Consider the following 15,804-nt stretch of genomic DNA (forward strand, 5'->3'; position numbering starts at 1 on the left):
GGAGTAAGGTTAGGCCTATTTTTTCCGTGACTGGTTGAAAAATAACCAATTTTTTGACTCGCCGGACAGTTTCTATTAACCACAAGGGGTATGCGCATGCGCGTAATTCTGTTGGGTGCGCCCGGTGCAGGTAAAGGCACACAGGCACAGTTCATTTGTGAAAAGTTTGCTATTCCACAAATCTCTACCGGCGATATGCTGCGTGCAGCGGTAAAAGCTGGCAGCGAACTTGGCCTTAAAGTAAAAGAAATCATGGAAACCGGTGGTCTGGTTTCTGATGAAATCATTATCGGTCTGGTAAAAGAACGTATTCAGCAGGACGACTGTGTAAACGGTTTCCTGTTTGACGGTTTCCCCCGCACTATTCCTCAGGCAGAAGCCATGCTGGAAGCGGGCGTTGATATCGACCATGTTGTTGAAATTGACGTAGCTGACGAAGAGATTGTTAAGCGTCTCAGTGGTCGTCGTGTTCACCCGGGTTCTGGCCGCGTTTATCACGTTATTTACAACCCACCTAAAGTGGAAGGTAAAGACGATGACAGCGGTGAAGATCTGGTTCAGCGTGATGATGACCAGGAAGAAACCGTACGTAAGCGTCTGGCTATTTACCATGATCAGACTGCGCCGCTGGTGAGCTTTTACAAAAAGCTGGAAGCCGAGAAGGGTGCTAACGCTCCTAAGTACAGCCACATCCAGGGTGTTGGCTCGCTGCAGGAAATTACTTCTCAGGTACTCGAAGCTCTGCAGGGCTGAAATTATTCTGAAAGTTTAAAAAGGGCTCCGGCCCTTTTTTTGTGTCTGTCTTTCGGTTCTGGCAGGGTAAATATGAGGTATGAGTACCTCATTCCGGTATTGTTCTATTCGTTAAGGCTCTGTATTTGCGTTGTTCTGCATCCGGCGATACTGCGAATGTCTCCGGCGCTTCATTATCGCAGCGCTATTAATTCTTACCGGGCGGACTAATTGCCCTGACAGTTTTTTAATAGATTCAATAACTTAAAAGCAGTGGTGTGCACCATAAAGGATCATGAGTATTTGTAATTAACAGGTGTCTCATGGTGGATGTTGCATTGTTATGTTTGTCTGGACCCTGAAATAAAGCTGTCGGGGTATTTAAAACCTCGCCGGTTGAACAGAGCAGGTTGGTCACCTTGCTGAAAGCATCTTATCTTTCTGCTGATTGATGAACTGCCTTTCAGCGTCCTGAATATTCTCAGCAGATTAAATCATGCCTTCTTAAACAGACCACCAAAAGTATCATCCGTATGTAAAAGGCATATCTATTTACAGAAATGATTGCTGCATAAAACAAAATAGAGACCTCAATAGGCAAAAACGGGTCATAAATACTGTTGATGCATCATTATTTTTTGGTTTTCGATAATAAAAATACTATTATTGCATTCGTTAGCTTATGCACTTATATATTTTGTGCTAGCGTTACCCTACCTGATCAGGAATATTAGAGGAATTCACCCATGGCCAGACCTAAAAAAGCTCCAGCCAAACGCGGTCGTAAGCCTGCAGCTGCTAAAGCAGTTGCAGCTAAAACCGCTGCGGCAGTACCTGCGGTTGTTGCTTCTGCAGTAAAAGCATCTGAAAAAGCCCATGCAGCGGTTACCGCTCAACAGGCTAAAGTTGATGCCGCTGCAACTAAAGCAACCGCTGCAAAAGAAAAAGCAAACGCTAAACCAACGCCTGCTGCTAAGCGTGCCGTGGCTGCTGCTAACGCTAAAGTAAAAGCAGAAAATACCAAGCTGCAGGCTCTGAAAGCTGAAGCGCGTACTGCAACTGTTGCTGTTAAAGCTGCACAGATCGAAGCTAAAGCAGAAGAAGTGGCAGCAAAAGCCATTGCTGCTGTTGAAGCATTTGAAGAGTCTCTGGTTGCTAAAGCAGAAGCTGACCTGGCGAAAGCTGTTGCGGCATTTGAAGCCAAATGGCGTAAAGCCCGTGGCAAACAGGACGCTGCAAAAGTTAAAGCTCATGCCGCTAAAGAGCATGGCAAAGCGTCTGCCGCTGCGAAAAAGCTTAAAGCTAAAGCAACTGCTACCGCCAAAGCTGCAACCCCTGCTGCTCCTAAAAAGCGTGGTCGTCCGGCTAAAGCGAAAACTGCCGCAGCTTCAGCTGCACCTAAAAAACGTGGTCGTCCGGCTAAGGCCGCTCCGGCTGCAACCGCTGCTCCTAAAAAGCGCGGTCGTCCGGCTAAAGCAGCCGCTGCGGCTGCAGCCGCTGGTGCCGCACCTAAGCGTCGTGGTCGCCCGGCGAAGGCTAAACCAGCAGCAGCGGCTGCCGGTACAGCGCCTAAGCGTCGTGGTCGTCCGCCAAAAGCAGCAAGCTGATTGTTGTTATGAAAAAACCCGGCATTGCCGGGTTTTTTTTGCCTGTCATTTTTGTCTGGCGATGATTGCCGGCCGCAGTCCATGATGAGACTGGATGGCAGCTTTATGCCCTGTGGTATACTGCCGCGCCTGTTCGTTGCGGAAAGTCTTATGTCCTGCTTATTGATCGTTGATGCCTCATCCTCTCTGTGTTCCGTTGCCCTTAGCCGTGGTTCGGAATCCTGGTCGTTATGTGAAGACCAGCCGCGTCGTCATGCGCAGCGTTTATTACCGATGGTGGATGAGTTATTAGCTCAGGCCGGCGTAAAAAAAACCGAACTGGATGGAATTGCTTACGGACGCGGACCGGGCTCTTTTACCGGAATCCGGATTGCTGCTTCGGTTCTGCAGGGAATCGCTTTTGCACTGGAGCTTCCCGTCTGTGGTATTTCCTCTTTGCAGAGTGTGGCTTTAAAAGCTCTACAGACTACTACTTCGCAGGATCACGTAATGGCCATTATGGATGCGCATATGGGCGAAGTTTTCTGGGGACATTTTCAGCGGGAAGGCGAACTTTGCCGGTTGATTGGAGCCGAACACGTCGGTAGCCCTGAACAATGCCTGCAGGCGCTGAAAGCGTTTGACGGTATCGTTGCAGGGGATGGCCTGACATTGCCTGCATTTTCGGCCTGTGAGCAGGAGTGGGCTGGTGTACAGCCGCAGGCGGATATTATGCTGACGCTGGCTGAGGCTGCCTGGCAACGCGGTGAATTTGGCAGTGCCGAACAGCACCCGCCGGTTTATCTGCGTGATTCTGTTGCCTGGAAAAAGCTGGATGAGCAGCCAAGTCTGTTACGCCGCGATTAATCGTTTCCCGGAATTGTTGTCGAGCAACATTGTGTATTACGGGCTTGTTGAACAACGATCAGCAGGCCCGGTTATTTTTAAGGAAGAGCATTGTGGATCTGATTGAGATCATTGTACTGGCGGTACTGCAGGGGTTAACTGAGTTTTTACCTATTTCCAGCTCGGCCCATCTTATTCTGCCATCACAGATTCTTGGTTGGCAGGATCAGGGACTGGCATTTGATGTAGCCGTGCACGTGGGCACTCTGGCAGCGGTCATGTTTTATTTCCGCCAGGATATTCACAGGCTGATCAGTGCATGGTTTAAAAGTGGCTGGACGGCAAAGCCCAGTGCTGATGCAAAACTCGCCTGGTATGTCGGGCTGGCAACCATTCCTGCCGGTTTGGCCGGGGTATTATTGGGCGACTGGATTGAAGCTAATCTGCGTTCGGTTGAAGTGATTGCCTGGGCCACGATCGGGTTTGGTATTTTATTGGGCATTGCTGACCAGAAACGTGGAAAGGGCATCAGCCTGGCAAAAATGACGCTGACGATGGCGCTGGTGATTGGTGTTGCCCAGGCTCTGGCATTAATACCCGGCACATCGCGTTCAGGTATCACGATGACGGCGGCATTATTGCTCGGTCTGCACCGGGTTGATGCGGCGCGATTTTCTTTTCTGTTGTCAATTCCGTTAATTCTGGCGGCTGGTGGTTTAAAAACCATTGAGCTGAGTCAGTCGCTGTTACCGGTTGACTGGACATCACTGGCTTTGGGCGCAGCACTGTCAGCGGTCAGTGCCTGGGTATGTATTTATTACTTCCTGGCTTTTATTAACCGCATCGGCATGCTGCCCTTTGTTCTTTACCGCCTGGTTCTGGGTGGCGTGTTGCTGCTGTTTTTTGTCTGAGAACGGATAGGTTGTGACTGAACTAATCAATCTGGTGCGTGAATCGGACAGCGAAGTCCGCGAACTGTGTGAACGCTACGGCCTGACACTGGCACCTAAATCTCTGTTGCAGCAGGATGGTTTTCACCTGTGCTTTGACTATGACGGACTGAGCCTGCGTCAGGGCAATAATCTGCGCACCGCGGTGCGTGTTGATTTTTCTGCCGGAGCTGCGGCGCACCGGCGTAAATTTGGCGGCGGTCTGGGGCAGGATATTGCCAAAGCGGTGGGAGTGAGTGGTTCGTACAAACCCTCAGTGCTGGATGCCACGGCAGGTCTTGGTCGTGACAGCTTTGTGCTGGCGACTCTGGGCTGCACAGTACGTGCTCACGAGCGTCAGCCTGTGGTCGCGGCTTTATTGGCTGATGGTCTGGCGCGGGGCGCTAACGATGCGGAAGTCGCCGATATTATTGCCCGTATTGAATTGCATTTTGGCAGCAGTCACGATCTGCTGGTGCCTGAATCCGATCCGCAGCGGCAACCGGATGTGGTGTATCTCGATCCGATGTTTGATCACGACCCGAAAGCAACGGCGCAGGTTAAAAAAGATATGCAGGCGTTCCGCGATGTCGTGGGGCAGGACACCGATGCCGATGATCTGCTCGAACGTGCCCTGGCCTGTGCCCGTTGCCGGGTGGTGGTGAAGCGCGCTCGTAAAGCCGAGCCTTTGGCAGGTAAGAAACCCACTTTTGCCTTAACCGGTAAATCCAACCGCTTTGATGTCTATGTAAAAGCCAAAGTTACTCCCTGGAATCCAGAAGGTACTGACGCTGAATAAGCGCTTTGCTACAGATTACAGATATAAAAAAACCGGCAGATGCCGGTTTTTTTTATGCTCTGAGCAGGTTTAAACGCTGCGCAGAATACTCTGGCGCAGAGCACCGTCCAGCACTTCTTCCAGTGCGCCGGTCAGCGCATCCAGTTCATTGCTGAATGTCAGTTTATCGTCGCTGTTTTTCGCCAGCAGCTTTTCACTGACCAGTTGCTGAATCAGGGTGCGGAACAGCGATTTATCAAAGAACTCCGGCGCATTAATGCCGTACAGCAGGCTGATACGCTGTGCCAGCAGGGTGCACTGTTCTTCCAGTTCTTTGGCGCTGAGTTCGCCTGAACCTTTACGGCTGAGCACGCTCAGGGTGAGGAAGTAGCGTTCCAGCGTCTGCATCACGTTAGCCGCCAGTCCTTCGAGCAGAGCATGCTCATTACTGCTGGCCGGCGTGGCGTGGTAACCCTTATCGTTCAGATGCAGATAACCGCAGTCAACCAGAGCGTCGAGCCAACGCTGTACTTCACCGCTCAGTTCGCTGCTGTTCCAGTGCAGGAATAATTCAGCCTGCAGGTAAGGATAGAAGCTGGCGACCATCGCCTGCACCTGCTCGCGGCTATAGCGCTGATTATTGACGAACAGACAGGCCAGCAGTGATGGCAGGGCAATTAAATGCAGTACGTTGTTGCGATAGTAGGTCAGGGTAACGGCCTGACGGTCGCTGGTCTGAATCAGATCGCCCAGCGGGTGTTTGGAACGCGATACAGCATCCAGTTTTTCGGCATAGGCCAGCCACTCAGCACCATTGCCGTCCGGTAACGCGGTCAGTTTGCTGTATGGGTTTTGTGCCAGCAGATTACGGTAGGATTCCATCTGTACAATCAGCTGCTGCTCATCCATTGCCTGACGTGGTGCCGACAGAATGCTCAGGGCAATAAGGTTGATCGGGTTAACCGAGGCCGCGCTGTTGATTCCGGTGACCACTTCTTTGGCCAGCTGGTCCACCACCTTCGGTGCCCATTCCGGACGGTAATCACAGGTGCTGTAGTCTTCCGTGCGCCATTCAGGACGCTGCTCGTTAAGGAATTCGGTGAAGTAAATCGGCTCGCCGAAAGTAACGTTAACTTTTCCGAAGGAACGTTTAAAAGAACGCAGTGTACCCACCACGCCCAGCAGGCTTTCTTTTTTCTTCTGCTGGCCACGTAATTCGCCCAGATAACTGTTGGCTTCAAATACTTTCTCGTAACCGGTGTACACAGGTACAAACATAATCGGCTTGCGTGAATCGCGCAGATAGCTGCGCAGGGTCATGGCCAGCATACCGGCTTTCGGGCTCAGGGTGCGGCCGGTACGTGAGCGTCCGCCTTCAACGAAATATTCGGTGGCGTAACCGCCTGAGAATACCGAGTGCAGGTATTCATCAAAAACCGCAGCATAGAGTTTATTGTCACGGAAGGTGCGGCGCATAAAGAAAGCACCGCCACGGCGCAGAATCGGGCCAACGACCGGCATATTAAGGTTAATACCGGCGGCAATTTGCGGCAGTTGCAGACCGTGGTGATACAGAACGTAAGACAACAACAGGTAATCGATATGGCTGCGATGGCAGGGCACATAGATAATTTCGTTGTCTTTGCTGATGTCTTTCAGGTTTTCGATATTGTGCAGCGAAATACCATCGTAAATTTTATTCCATACCCAGGTCAGCAATACATCCAGAAAGCGTACGTTGGTGTAGGAAATATTGGAGGCAATCTCATCGGCATATTTCAGCGCTTTTTGCTGTGCCTTGGCTTTGCTGATGCCCTGGGTCGCTACTTCTTCTTCAATGGCTTTCAGCACCAGCGGCTTGTGCGGAATCTGATGCACCAGAGTGCGGCGGTGGGATAAATCCGGTCCCAGTACCGAGGCGGAAACCTGACGGTTATGCACACGCAATACGCGGGCGACTTTACGCGCCAGCATTTCCGGCGATTTGCCCGGCTCGTACAGTTCACGCAGCGACATCGGCCGGCTGAAATGCACAAAGGTATTACGGCCGTTGAGTAAAATGGCCATCAGGGTAAATAAACGGCCACCCAGCGTACCGCTGTTCTGCAGCCAGATGCGCAGGAAAGAGCCTTCTTTTTCCGGTGCCCGTCCCCAGAATACCCGCACAGGAACAACCTGAATATCGCGCTCATCCTGCTCTGCCAGCCATTCGGCCTGACGGATCAGCTGCTTGGCGACAATGGGTGTGCCCTGCTTGCGGAAAGGAGTTCCGGCACGGCGATAAATATTAAAAAACGGCTTACCCGGCAGACGGCGTTCAATACGGTCAAGGTGTGGGCTGCCCCAGCCAAGCTTGCTGACTTCAGCGTCGATCACCAGTTGCTCGGCATGGGACGGGTAGAGCATGGCATAGATGATGGGCTTGTCAGGATCCAGGTTGAAGTCTTTAATGTCCGGCCCGATGATCTGGGTTTTGATAACGCCATACAGCAGTTTTTGTTGCCAGCGAAACAGGGTACTGCGGATTTTTTTAATAATATTCATAGTCAGTCTCTGGTGTGTCTGCGGGTCGTGACGCCCCCGCGTTGTAAATGCCTGCGGAGTTTACCCTGCAAGTCTGCAGGTTTAAACGGTCTGATCGTGCGGGCTGTGACCTGATTGGCAGTCATGGGCAGAGAATGGGTTGTTGTCTGTCGCGCCCTGGTTATCTGTTGGCCGGATTGGATGGATTATTGCGCCGGAATGGCTGTATGGCACTTGTCTGTAGCGCGGGTTGGTAATTTGCGGAAACAAAATGCCATCTTCGTGGTCTGGTTTTTACCTTTATTAAGGCAGTCAAGCGCGGCAGGCAGGTGCAGCAAGCGCTGGTTGCAGCCTTCTGTCGTAGCAGAATAGGGAGTTGATATGATTGAAGTGAAACATCTTACCAAGCGTTTCGGCAGTTTTACTGCGGTAAACGATCTCTCTTTTGAAGTCAGGCCCGGTGAAGTACTGGGTTTTCTCGGGCCAAATGGTGCCGGTAAATCAACCACTATGAAAATGCTGACGGGGTTTCTGCCGCCAACCTCCGGCACGGTCTGTATTGGTGGTTATGACGTGACGAAGCATCCGGTAGCGGTAAAGCGCCAGATCGGTTATCTGCCGGAAGGCGCTCCCAGTTATGGTGATATGAGCGTGCTGGCATTTCTGCGTTTTATTGGTGAGGTGCGCGGTTATCGTGGTGCCGAGCTGCGTCAGCGTCTGGCCCGTGTAGTTGAGCAGGTTGGCCTGCAGGAAGTACTTAAACAGGCAATACAAACCTTATCTAAAGGCTATAAGCGCCGCGTTGGTCTGGCGCAAACGCTGTTACACGATCCGGCCATTATGATTCTGGACGAACCAACTGACGGTCTCGATCCGAACCAGAAGCAGCAGGTGCGTCAGCTGATCACTGATCTGGCCGAAGATAAAATGGTGATTATTTCCACCCATATTCTTGAAGAAGTCTCAGCGGTTTGTTCACGCGCCATGATTATTGCCGGAGGCAGGAAGGTTGCCGATGGCACGCCGGCCGAACTCGAAGCCCGCTCACGTTATCATCAGGCCATTTCGGTGCGTTTTCAGCAGCCGGTTAATGCTGCCGCCGCTTTTTCTGCATTGCCTGAAATCAATGAAGTCGATGAGCTGGAGCAGGGGCAAAGCTACCTGTTATTCCCGCAGCCGGACGCCCGTCCGTATCACGCGGTGAATGCCCTGATCGAACAGCAGGGTTGGGATGTGGACACGCTGCACATTGAGCGTGGCCGCCTGGATGATGTTTTCCGTCAGCTGACCGGAGTCTGATACGTCATGAACACATTATTTACCATTTGTAAGCGCGAATTTTCTGCTTATTTTGCAACACCGGTTGCCTACGTTTTTATTTTTATCTTTCTGGTGATGTCCGGCGTGTTTACCTTTTATTTGGGTAACTTCTATCAGCGCGGGCAAGCCGATTTATTGCCTTTTTTCAATTTTCACCCCTGGCTGTATTTATTTTTTATGCCGGCGGTGGCAATGGGGTTATGGTCGCAGGAGCGCCAGCTGGGCACCATTGAACTGCTGATGACGCTGCCTGTTACGCTGTGGCAGGCGGTACTGGGAAAATTCCTCGCCGCATGGCTTTTTGCCGGTCTGGCGTTGCTGTTAACCCTGCCTTTGTGGATAACCGTTAATTATCTGGGCACACCGGATAATGGTGTGATTCTGGCCAGCTATCTCGGCAGCTGGCTGATGGCCGGTGCTTTTATAGCGGTCGGTTCCTGTATGTCGGCTTTCAGCCGTAATCAGATCGTTGCCTTTATTCTGACCGTGGTGGTGTGCTTTGTGCTGATGCTGAGTGGCTTTCCGCTGGTGCTGGATTTTTTCCGCGGCTGGGCCTCTGAAGGCTTGCTGGATCTGATTGCCAGCCTGAGTTTCCTTACGCACTTTGAAGCCCTGGCGCGTGGTGTGGTCGATATCCGCGACCTGCTGTATTTCGTACTGGTGATTGCTGTGTGGCTGCTGGCGACAACGCAGGTTTTAACCGTTAAAAAATCCGTATAAACAGGGCAGGAGACCGATATGAAATTCAAACTGTTTTCACTCCTGGCACTGTTGCTGGGCTTTATTGGCGGAGCGTTTTTACTGAACCAGTTGGGCAGCAGCGCACGTCTCGATTTAACCGAACAGAAACTCTACACGCTGTCAGAGGGAACGCGGAATATTCTGGCGCAGCTGGAACAGCCGGTTGAGCTGGAGTTGTATTTCTCGCAGAAAGCCAGCGCCGACCTGGTAAAAGTGCGCGCTTATCAGCAGCGTGTGCGGGAATTGCTGGATGAATATGTAATGCTGGCAGGCGGTAAACTCAGTCTGAAAGTCATTGACCCGGCGCCATTCTCGGAAGAAGAAGATCAGGCCACCGCTTATGGCCTGCAGGCCGTGCCGGTATCGGTCAGTGGCGATAATCTGTATTTCGGTCTGGTGGCCAAAACTCAGTTGCCGCAAGCCACAGAAAGTCAGGGCGCTAATGAGCAAACAGCAGGTGAGCAGGCTTCAGGAGAGCAGACTGCAACCGAGCCAACAGCGGCAGTCAAAGAGAACGTTGCGCAGCTGCCTTTTCTGCAGCCTGACCGCGAAGCCTTTCTTGAGTATGAAATCACCCAGCTGATTTATCAGGTACAGCAGAGCAAGCCTGTGGTGATCGGCTTACTCAGCGGACTGGATGTGCGCGGTGGCTTTAATCCACAAACCGGCCGCCCGGCGCCAGCCTGGATGGCGGTTGATCAGCTGGATGGCCCCTATGAGGTACGTTCACTGACGGCCGGACTGGATCATATCGAGGACGATATTGATCTGTTGTTATTGATTCAGCCGCCGGAGCTGACCGACAGCGCGCTGTATGCCATTGACCAGTTTGCGTTAAAAGGCGGACGCGTATTAGCGTTTCTTGATCCGGTTGCTGAAACCGCACCGAATGGCGGCCTGATGGGAATGGGCGACAGCGGCTCGGCCAGCAGTCTTAATAAACTCCTGCAAAACTGGGGGGTGGGCTGGAACCCGGATCAGGTGGTGCTGGATGCTGCCAATGCGCTGGTGGTGAATCAGGGGCCGGGGCGTCCGCCGCTGCGCCACTTTGGTTTGCTGGCGCTGCATCCGGAAAGCCTGAACGCCGATGATGTGGTCACCGCTCAGCTGGAAGCCATTAACCTCAGCAGTGTTGGGCATTTTACCGCACTTGAAAATGCGACCAGCAGCGTTGAGCCCTGGTTGTACAGCAGTCACGATTCAATGCTGACTGATGCCAACCGGCTGCGCATGGGCGGCGATTTAATGGCGCTGCAGCGTGACTTTGTACCAGCCAATGAAGAATTTAATCTGGCCATACGTGTGCAGGGCAAAGCGGATTCTGCCTTCCCGGATGGTGTTGATGGCGTTAAAGCCGACACTCATCTGGCCTCAACGGAGCGTCTGGCGGTCACGTTGGTGGCCGATACTGACGTGCTGTCTGACCGTTTATGGGTGCAGGTGCAGAACTTCTTTGGTCAGCGCATCGCCTCGCCCTGGGCAGATAACGGCGCCCTGCTGGTGAATCTGGCCGATCATCTGGGCGGCAGTGCTGACCTGATCAGCCTGCGTGCCCGTGGACAATACAACCGTCCCTTTGAACGGGTGAATACTTTGCGCCGCGATGCCGAACAGCAGTTTCTGGCCAGCGAGCAGCGCCTGCAGCAGGAACTGGAAGAAACCGAGCAGCAGCTCAGTGCTCTGCAGGACCAGCGTGACGGTGATAATGGCGTGCTGACGCTGTCGGCAGAGCAGCAGGCCGCGCTGGAGCAGTTTCAGCAGAAGAAAATCGAAATCCGCAAAGAACTGCGTAATGTGCAGCATGAGCTGGATAAAGATATCGAAGCGCTGGGCATGCGCCTGAAAGTACTGAATATCTTTGTGCTGCCGCTGCTGTTTACCCTGTTGTTGTGGGGGCTGGTAGCCTGGCAGCGGCGTCGCCAGAGCCTCTGATCATTTGATCAAAAGTGCCAATAAAGAAGCCGGGTTAAGCCCGGCTTCTTTATGTCTGCCCGTTACTGCACCGCTATGGGTTATCAGTAATGCGGCGGTGGTGGCTCATCGGCCATTGCTTCACCGGCAGAAGGGTTCTGTTGCAGTTGCTCCAGCTTACGGTGCATCAGCTGCATGGCCTGTTTGGCCAGCAGGAATTCCTGGCTCAGGGTTGATACCTGGTCATTCAGGCCATCGATGGTGTCTTCCAGGAAGGCGATGCGCATTTCCAGTTCATCAATGCGTTGCTGTGCCTGTGGCGGTTGGCTCATAGGTGTGTTTATACCCTTTAGCTATCGTGTTGATTTTTTTAATGAATTGGGCTTTCATAGCCCACTTGTCAAAGGCCCGTGGGCCAACGATTTTGTTACAGCTGTGATATTAACGAGTGATACGAGAGAACGCATGGGTAAATTGATATTACGTAAAATTATTGTGGCGCTGGTGTTCGCTGCGATTGTTCCTTTCATTGTTGCCGGCTTGTTTACTTCGCTGGTGACTGGTCTTCAACTCACCGATGGTACGGCGCTGACCGCCGATAACCTGATGAATGTTGCCGGTATGACCGAACTGCTGCTGGTGGTTGCTGTTCTGACACTGGTGACCAGCTTGCTGTCTGCGCAGTTTGTTCCTTCCCGTCGTCGTCGTTTCCGTTCCAGTGGTACTGTGGTGGAAAGCGATGTGGAAGATGGTCGTGAGCGCGGTGTGGTTAAGTGGTTCAACGTGAAAAAAGGGTTTGGCTTTATTACCTGGGATCAGGGCGAAGATGTGTTTGTGCATTTCCGTTCTATCCGCGGTCAGGGGCACCGCTCTCTGACGGAAGGTCAGCGCGTGAAATTCACTGTGGTGCGTGGTCAGAAGGGCCCGCAGGCAGAAGATGTTTCAGCGGTTCGCTGAAGCCTGAAACCGATACAAAAAAAGCGGCTGTTGCCGCTTTTTTTGTATCTGCAGTTTTCAGTTCTGCTATGCCTTGTGGCTTTGTGCCTGACTGATGGGCTGGGTATCGGTTTGATGCAGGCCGGGCTCATCGCAGCCCTGAGGCTCGGCGAACCATTGCAGAATCAGAGTGAAATATTGCCAGAGCAGTGTCATAGCGAGTCCTCCCGCGTTGTCTTATCTGAGTGTAGACAGGGCGCGGGAGGTTGCCAGCAGGCTGAGGTCTCAGTCTTTGGCGAGCAGGGCTTTCAGCAGGCGTGGGTTACTGACCACCAGATTGGCCGGAGCGCGCAGCAATGGCTGGCCGCTCACTTCTGACAGCAGACAACCGGCTTCGGAAGCCAGCAGGCCGGCAGCGTTCAGGGCAAACTCATCAACGTTGCTCAGCAGGGCACCCTGGAAGCGGTCAGCAGCTACGTAGCAGATAGACAGAGCGTTGGAGCCGATGTTGCGCAGATCAAAGCTCTTGGACATCAGACGCTGTAAACGCTGCAGCTGATCGAAGGCGGCTTCGTTGTTGCCCATTGGCTGGGTGTAACCAACGATGGCGTCGCTCAGGCTGTTTACGTTGCCGGTGCGGATGCGGCGGTTGTTCAGCTGGGCACCACGGCCACGGGAAGCGGTGAATTCATCACCATTGATAGGATTGAGGATCACCGAGTGTTCTGCTTTGCCGTTTTGCATGCAGCAGACGATGATGGCAAAAGATGGGATACCTACGCGGAAGTTGGAGATGTCGTCGATGACGCACACCTGCCACACAGGCTGGTTGGCCTGTTCGCCGTTCTGACCGGTTTCACGGCCGTAAAAATTGTGCTCAGGCAGGGCTTTCTTCAGCTCAAAAATAATGCCTTTTTCCAGACCAATGGTGCAGTCTGCCACAAACTTTGCTTTCTCCTGATCCGTGCTTTTGTACGAATCGAAGCGGTCCAGGCGACGGACCAGATCTTGACCAGCATTACGCGCAGCGCGCAACGCCAAGTTCACCATGGGTTGCATAGGGATCGCTATCTCTTAAAGTTAAAGAACATTTTTCGGGCGCGGGATTATATCAGCACCTGACTGGTTAGCGAAGCCCGTTTTGCGTTACACTTCGTGCCCCTTATTCTGTACCGGCCTGTTTCCGCTGATGCTCCGTTGTGAGGTTAACCTGCGGAACGCATGGATTTCAGTCCGGCCGCCATTCTCTGATAAGCGCCGTTGCGGCGCAGACAAGGCGTTATGCTCGATAAAATCCGTATCGTAATGGTTAATACCACCCACTCCGGCAATATCGGAGCGGCCGCCCGTGCAATGAAAAACATGGGGCTGAGCCGGCTGGTGCTGGTTGACCCGATCGCCAGCATTGACGAAGAGGCGATCCAGCGTTCGTCGCGTGCAGAAGATATTCTGCACAACGCGGTCATCGTACCGACGCTGGAAGACGCCATTGCCGACTGTGGTCTGGTGATTGGCACCAGCGCCCGCAGTCGCCATATTCCCTGGCCGCTGATGTCGCCGCGCCAGTCGGCTGCGAAAGCCGCAGAAATGATTCCCGCCGGTAATGAAGTGGCGCTGGTGTTCGGCCGTGAATCCCGTGGCCTGACCAATGAAGAGCTGCACCTGTGTACCGCGCACGTGCATATTCCGACCGACGAAAACTTCTCATCCCTGAACGTTGCCCAGGCCATTCAGGTGCTGTGCTATGAAATGCGTTTGGCGCTGGTGGCGGATGATTTCCGCGCCGAAGCCGAAGCGGAAGATGAGGCCGGAGCCTGGGGCGTGCCCTGGGATTATCCGCTGGCAACCCAGGGCGAGCTGGATGGACTGTTCCGTCATATGGAAACTGTGCTCATTGATATCGGCTTCCTTGACCCCAATACTCCGAAGCACCTGATGTCCCGTATGCGCCGCCTGTATCAGCGCGCTGCACCGGACAAAACAGAAGTGAATATTTTGCGTGGCATCCTGGCGGCGGTACAGCGTCAGGGCGACGCCAGCCATAAAACACAAGGGGATACTGAGTGATCAGACAACTGCGTGAAGACATTGCCAGTGTATTTGAACGTGACCCGGCCGCGCGCAATACCTTTGAGGTGATCACCACCTATCCGGGGTTGCATGCTCTGCTGCACTACCGGGTGGCCAACTGGCTGTGGCGCAAGGGCTTTAAATGGCTGGCGCGTATGCTGTCGACCTTCAGTCGCTGGATGACCGGTATTGAGATTCATCCGGGGGCAACCATTGGCCGGCGTTTCTTTATTGACCATGGCATGGGCGTGGTGATTGGTGAGACTGCTGAAATCGGCGATGACTGCACCCTGTATCACGGCGTGACGCTGGGCGGTACCACCTGGAATAAAGGCAAGCGCCACCCGACCCTGCAAAATGGTGTGGTGGTCGGTGCCGGCGCCAAGGTGCTGGGGCCGATTATCGTCGGTGAGAACGCCCGTATCGGCTCCAATGCCGTAGTAACCAAAGAAGTTCCGGCTGGGGCAACGGTGGTTGGTATTCCTGGCCGTATTGTGCGTAAAGCGAGCACGGCTGAAGATGAGCAGCGGCGCAAAATCGCCGAGAAAATCGGTTTCGATGCCTATGGTATGGCCGACGAAATGCCCGATCCGATTGCCCGTTCCATCCATAACCTGATGGATCACATGCATGCGGTGGACCGTAAAATCGACACCATGTGCAAAGCGTTGCACGATCTGGGTGACCGCACCTGCTCTGAGGCGCTGCCACAGCTTGAAGCGGAAACCTTTGTCAGCCTCAGTGAAACCGTCAACAGTGAGGATGCAGAAGTTGCAGGCAATGCCGATCAGGATGCCGGTAAGCACTGAAACCCGTCCGGCGTGTTTTGTTGTGTAAAGGCATGCAGGCTAAAGTTGACTGAAATAGTCGGATATACGCATAATGCCACCACGATTTATGTGGGGGATACACCATGCGTTTAACAACCAAAGGCCGCTACGCGGTGACGGCCATGCTGGATCTGGCGATCCATGCGCAGACCGGGCCGGTGAGCCTGAACGATATTTCCGGTCGCCAGGGCATCTCCCTGTCTTATCTGGAGCAGTTGTTTGCCAAGTTGCGCCGCGGTGGCCTGGTCGCCAGTGTACGTGGTCCGGGTGGTGGTTATCGTCTGAGCCGTGATGGCAGTGAAATCAATGTGGCTGAAGTGGTGGACGCGGTGAATGAATCCATGGATGCCACGCGCTGTAATCGTCGCGGTGACTGTCAGGATGGCGAAGAGTGCCTGACTCATCATTTATGGCTGGAGCTGAGTGATCAGATTCATGCCTTTCTGCGTGGCATTACGCTGGCGCAGCTGATTCAGCGTAAAGAGATCCGCAACACCGCGGATCGTCAGGACAGTAATGTGCGCAACCGTATTGAAGCGGTACTGAGTACAGAAGACATTGCCGGCTGATAGCCGGCCTGACCCGGTAATCCTCTTAGCCGG

The 15,804-nt window shown here is 53.2% G+C and carries 16 protein-coding genes; 12 read left to right on the forward strand and 4 right to left on the reverse strand.

The annotated features are described in order from the left end of the window. Positions 1 to 96: 96 nt before the first annotated feature. The 5 genes from adk to HUF19_RS05455 all read left to right on the forward strand — a co-directional run bounded on the left by adk (position 97) and on the right by HUF19_RS05455 (position 4,892). Positions 97 to 753 (forward strand): adenylate kinase, encoded by a 657-nt coding sequence (adk, locus tag HUF19_RS05435; protein WP_260998836.1) that lies wholly within the window; start codon positions 97 to 99, stop codon positions 751 to 753. Positions 754 to 1,478: 725 nt separating this feature from the next. Beyond that, entirely contained in the window at positions 1,479 to 2,339 is an 861-nt protein-coding gene (locus HUF19_RS05440; RefSeq protein ID WP_260998837.1) for a hypothetical protein, read from the forward strand. Between the two features lie 150 nt (positions 2,340 to 2,489). After that, positions 2,490 to 3,185 carry a tRNA (adenosine(37)-N6)-threonylcarbamoyltransferase complex dimerization subunit type 1 TsaB gene (tsaB, locus tag HUF19_RS05445; RefSeq protein ID WP_260998838.1) on the forward strand — a complete coding sequence of 232 codons (696 nt, stop codon included), beginning with the start codon at positions 2,490 to 2,492 and terminating at the stop codon, positions 3,183 to 3,185. Positions 3,186 to 3,277: 92 nt separating this feature from the next. Further along, positions 3,278 to 4,075 carry an undecaprenyl-diphosphate phosphatase gene (locus HUF19_RS05450; RefSeq protein ID WP_260998839.1) on the forward strand — a complete coding sequence of 266 codons (798 nt, stop codon included), beginning with the start codon at positions 3,278 to 3,280 and terminating at the stop codon, positions 4,073 to 4,075. Between the two features lie 13 nt (positions 4,076 to 4,088). After that, positions 4,089 to 4,892 carry a class I SAM-dependent methyltransferase gene (locus HUF19_RS05455; RefSeq protein ID WP_260998840.1) on the forward strand — a complete coding sequence of 268 codons (804 nt, stop codon included), beginning with the start codon at positions 4,089 to 4,091 and terminating at the stop codon, positions 4,890 to 4,892. Positions 4,893 to 4,961: 69 nt separating this feature from the next. Here HUF19_RS05455 and plsB read toward each other — a convergent pair whose 3' ends face one another. Further along, the gene (plsB, locus tag HUF19_RS05460) at positions 4,962 to 7,415 is read right to left on the reverse strand and encodes a glycerol-3-phosphate 1-O-acyltransferase PlsB (protein ID WP_260998841.1); all 2,454 of its coding nucleotides are present in this window, start codon (positions 7,413 to 7,415) and stop codon (positions 4,962 to 4,964) included. Between the two features lie 360 nt (positions 7,416 to 7,775). On the opposite strand from plsB, the gene HUF19_RS05465 reads away from it, so the two are divergent. From HUF19_RS05465 to HUF19_RS05475, 3 genes are read left to right on the forward strand one after another with little or no spacing between them, the layout of a single operon-like run. Next, on the forward strand, positions 7,776 to 8,693 hold the full coding sequence (locus tag HUF19_RS05465) for an ABC transporter ATP-binding protein (protein ID WP_260998842.1): 918 nt from the start codon (positions 7,776 to 7,778) through the stop codon (positions 8,691 to 8,693). Positions 8,694 to 8,699: 6 nt separating this feature from the next. Next, complete coding sequence (locus tag HUF19_RS05470; protein WP_260998843.1) at positions 8,700 to 9,434, forward strand: ABC transporter permease subunit; 735 nt, start codon at positions 8,700 to 8,702, stop codon at positions 9,432 to 9,434. Positions 9,435 to 9,452: 18 nt separating this feature from the next. After that, a complete protein-coding gene (locus HUF19_RS05475) occupies positions 9,453 to 11,387 on the forward strand; it encodes a GldG family protein (RefSeq protein ID WP_260998844.1) in 1,935 nt (644 codons plus the stop codon). Positions 11,388 to 11,470: 83 nt separating this feature from the next. Here the strand turns inward: HUF19_RS05475 and HUF19_RS05480 are convergent, their stop codons facing one another. Further along, the gene (locus HUF19_RS05480; RefSeq protein WP_260998845.1) at positions 11,471 to 11,698 is read right to left on the reverse strand and encodes a SlyX family protein; all 228 of its coding nucleotides are present in this window, start codon (positions 11,696 to 11,698) and stop codon (positions 11,471 to 11,473) included. A 133-nt stretch (positions 11,699 to 11,831) separates the two neighbouring features. Between HUF19_RS05480 and HUF19_RS18350 the strand changes: the two genes are divergently transcribed. Further along, positions 11,832 to 12,323, forward strand: a complete 492-nt coding sequence (locus HUF19_RS18350; protein ID WP_270049439.1) for a cold-shock protein — start codon at positions 11,832 to 11,834, stop codon at positions 12,321 to 12,323. Positions 12,324 to 12,389: 66 nt separating this feature from the next. Here the strand turns inward: HUF19_RS18350 and HUF19_RS05490 are convergent, their stop codons facing one another. Together HUF19_RS05490 and HUF19_RS05495 are read right to left on the reverse strand one after the other, a co-directional pair. Continuing rightward, positions 12,390 to 12,518, reverse strand: a complete 129-nt coding sequence (locus tag HUF19_RS05490) for a hypothetical protein (protein WP_255449035.1) — start codon at positions 12,516 to 12,518, stop codon at positions 12,390 to 12,392. A gap of 69 nt (positions 12,519 to 12,587) precedes the next feature. After that, positions 12,588 to 13,361, reverse strand: coding sequence for an inositol monophosphatase family protein (locus tag HUF19_RS05495; RefSeq protein WP_366516541.1), 774 nt, complete (start codon positions 13,359 to 13,361; stop codon positions 12,588 to 12,590). Between the two features lie 222 nt (positions 13,362 to 13,583). On the opposite strand from HUF19_RS05495, the gene HUF19_RS05500 reads away from it, so the two are divergent. The 3 genes from HUF19_RS05500 (at position 13,584) to iscR (ending at position 15,771) form a co-directional block, all read left to right on the forward strand. Further along, positions 13,584 to 14,369, forward strand: coding sequence for an RNA methyltransferase (locus HUF19_RS05500; RefSeq protein ID WP_260998847.1), 786 nt, complete (start codon positions 13,584 to 13,586; stop codon positions 14,367 to 14,369). Further along, a complete protein-coding gene (cysE, locus tag HUF19_RS05505; RefSeq protein WP_260998848.1) occupies positions 14,366 to 15,181 on the forward strand; it encodes a serine O-acetyltransferase in 816 nt (271 codons plus the stop codon). Before HUF19_RS05500 ends, cysE begins: the two co-directional genes overlap by 4 nt. Before the next feature lie 104 nt (positions 15,182 to 15,285). Continuing rightward, a complete protein-coding gene (gene iscR / locus HUF19_RS05510; RefSeq protein WP_260998849.1) occupies positions 15,286 to 15,771 on the forward strand; it encodes a Fe-S cluster assembly transcriptional regulator IscR in 486 nt (161 codons plus the stop codon). The last annotated feature ends 33 nt before the right edge of the window (positions 15,772 to 15,804 follow it).

Source organism: Thalassolituus hydrocarboniclasticus (assembly GCF_025345565.1).
GTDB lineage: Bacteria > Pseudomonadota > Gammaproteobacteria > Pseudomonadales > Oceanobacteraceae > Venatoribacter > Venatoribacter hydrocarboniclasticus.

Bases quoted from the DNA above. Each gene is read 5' to 3' on its own strand.
- HUF19_RS05490 (WP_255449035.1), bottom strand. From the start codon at position 12,518: ATGACACTGCTCTGGCAATATTTCACTCTGATTCTGCAATGGTTCGCC.
- HUF19_RS05500 (WP_260998847.1), top strand. From the start codon at position 13,584: ATGCTCGATAAAATCCGTATCGTAATGGTTAATACCACCCACTCCGGC.
- HUF19_RS05440 (WP_260998837.1), top strand. From the start codon at position 1,479: ATGGCCAGACCTAAAAAAGCTCCAGCCAAACGCGGTCGTAAGCCTGCA.
- HUF19_RS05470 (WP_260998843.1), top strand. From the start codon at position 8,700: ATGAACACATTATTTACCATTTGTAAGCGCGAATTTTCTGCTTATTTT.
- HUF19_RS05475 (WP_260998844.1), top strand. From the start codon at position 9,453: ATGAAATTCAAACTGTTTTCACTCCTGGCACTGTTGCTGGGCTTTATT.
- HUF19_RS05495 (WP_366516541.1), bottom strand. From the start codon at position 13,361: ATGCAACCCATGGTGAACTTGGCGTTGCGCGCTGCGCGTAATGCTGGT.
- HUF19_RS18350 (WP_270049439.1), top strand. From the start codon at position 11,832: ATGGGTAAATTGATATTACGTAAAATTATTGTGGCGCTGGTGTTCGCT.
- plsB (WP_260998841.1), bottom strand. From the start codon at position 7,415: ATGAATATTATTAAAAAAATCCGCAGTACCCTGTTTCGCTGGCAACAA.
- tsaB (WP_260998838.1), top strand. From the start codon at position 2,490: ATGTCCTGCTTATTGATCGTTGATGCCTCATCCTCTCTGTGTTCCGTT.
- HUF19_RS05480 (WP_260998845.1), bottom strand. From the start codon at position 11,698: ATGAGCCAACCGCCACAGGCACAGCAACGCATTGATGAACTGGAAATG.
- iscR (WP_260998849.1), top strand. From the start codon at position 15,286: ATGCGTTTAACAACCAAAGGCCGCTACGCGGTGACGGCCATGCTGGAT.
- adk (WP_260998836.1), top strand. From the start codon at position 97: ATGCGCGTAATTCTGTTGGGTGCGCCCGGTGCAGGTAAAGGCACACAG.
- HUF19_RS05465 (WP_260998842.1), top strand. From the start codon at position 7,776: ATGATTGAAGTGAAACATCTTACCAAGCGTTTCGGCAGTTTTACTGCG.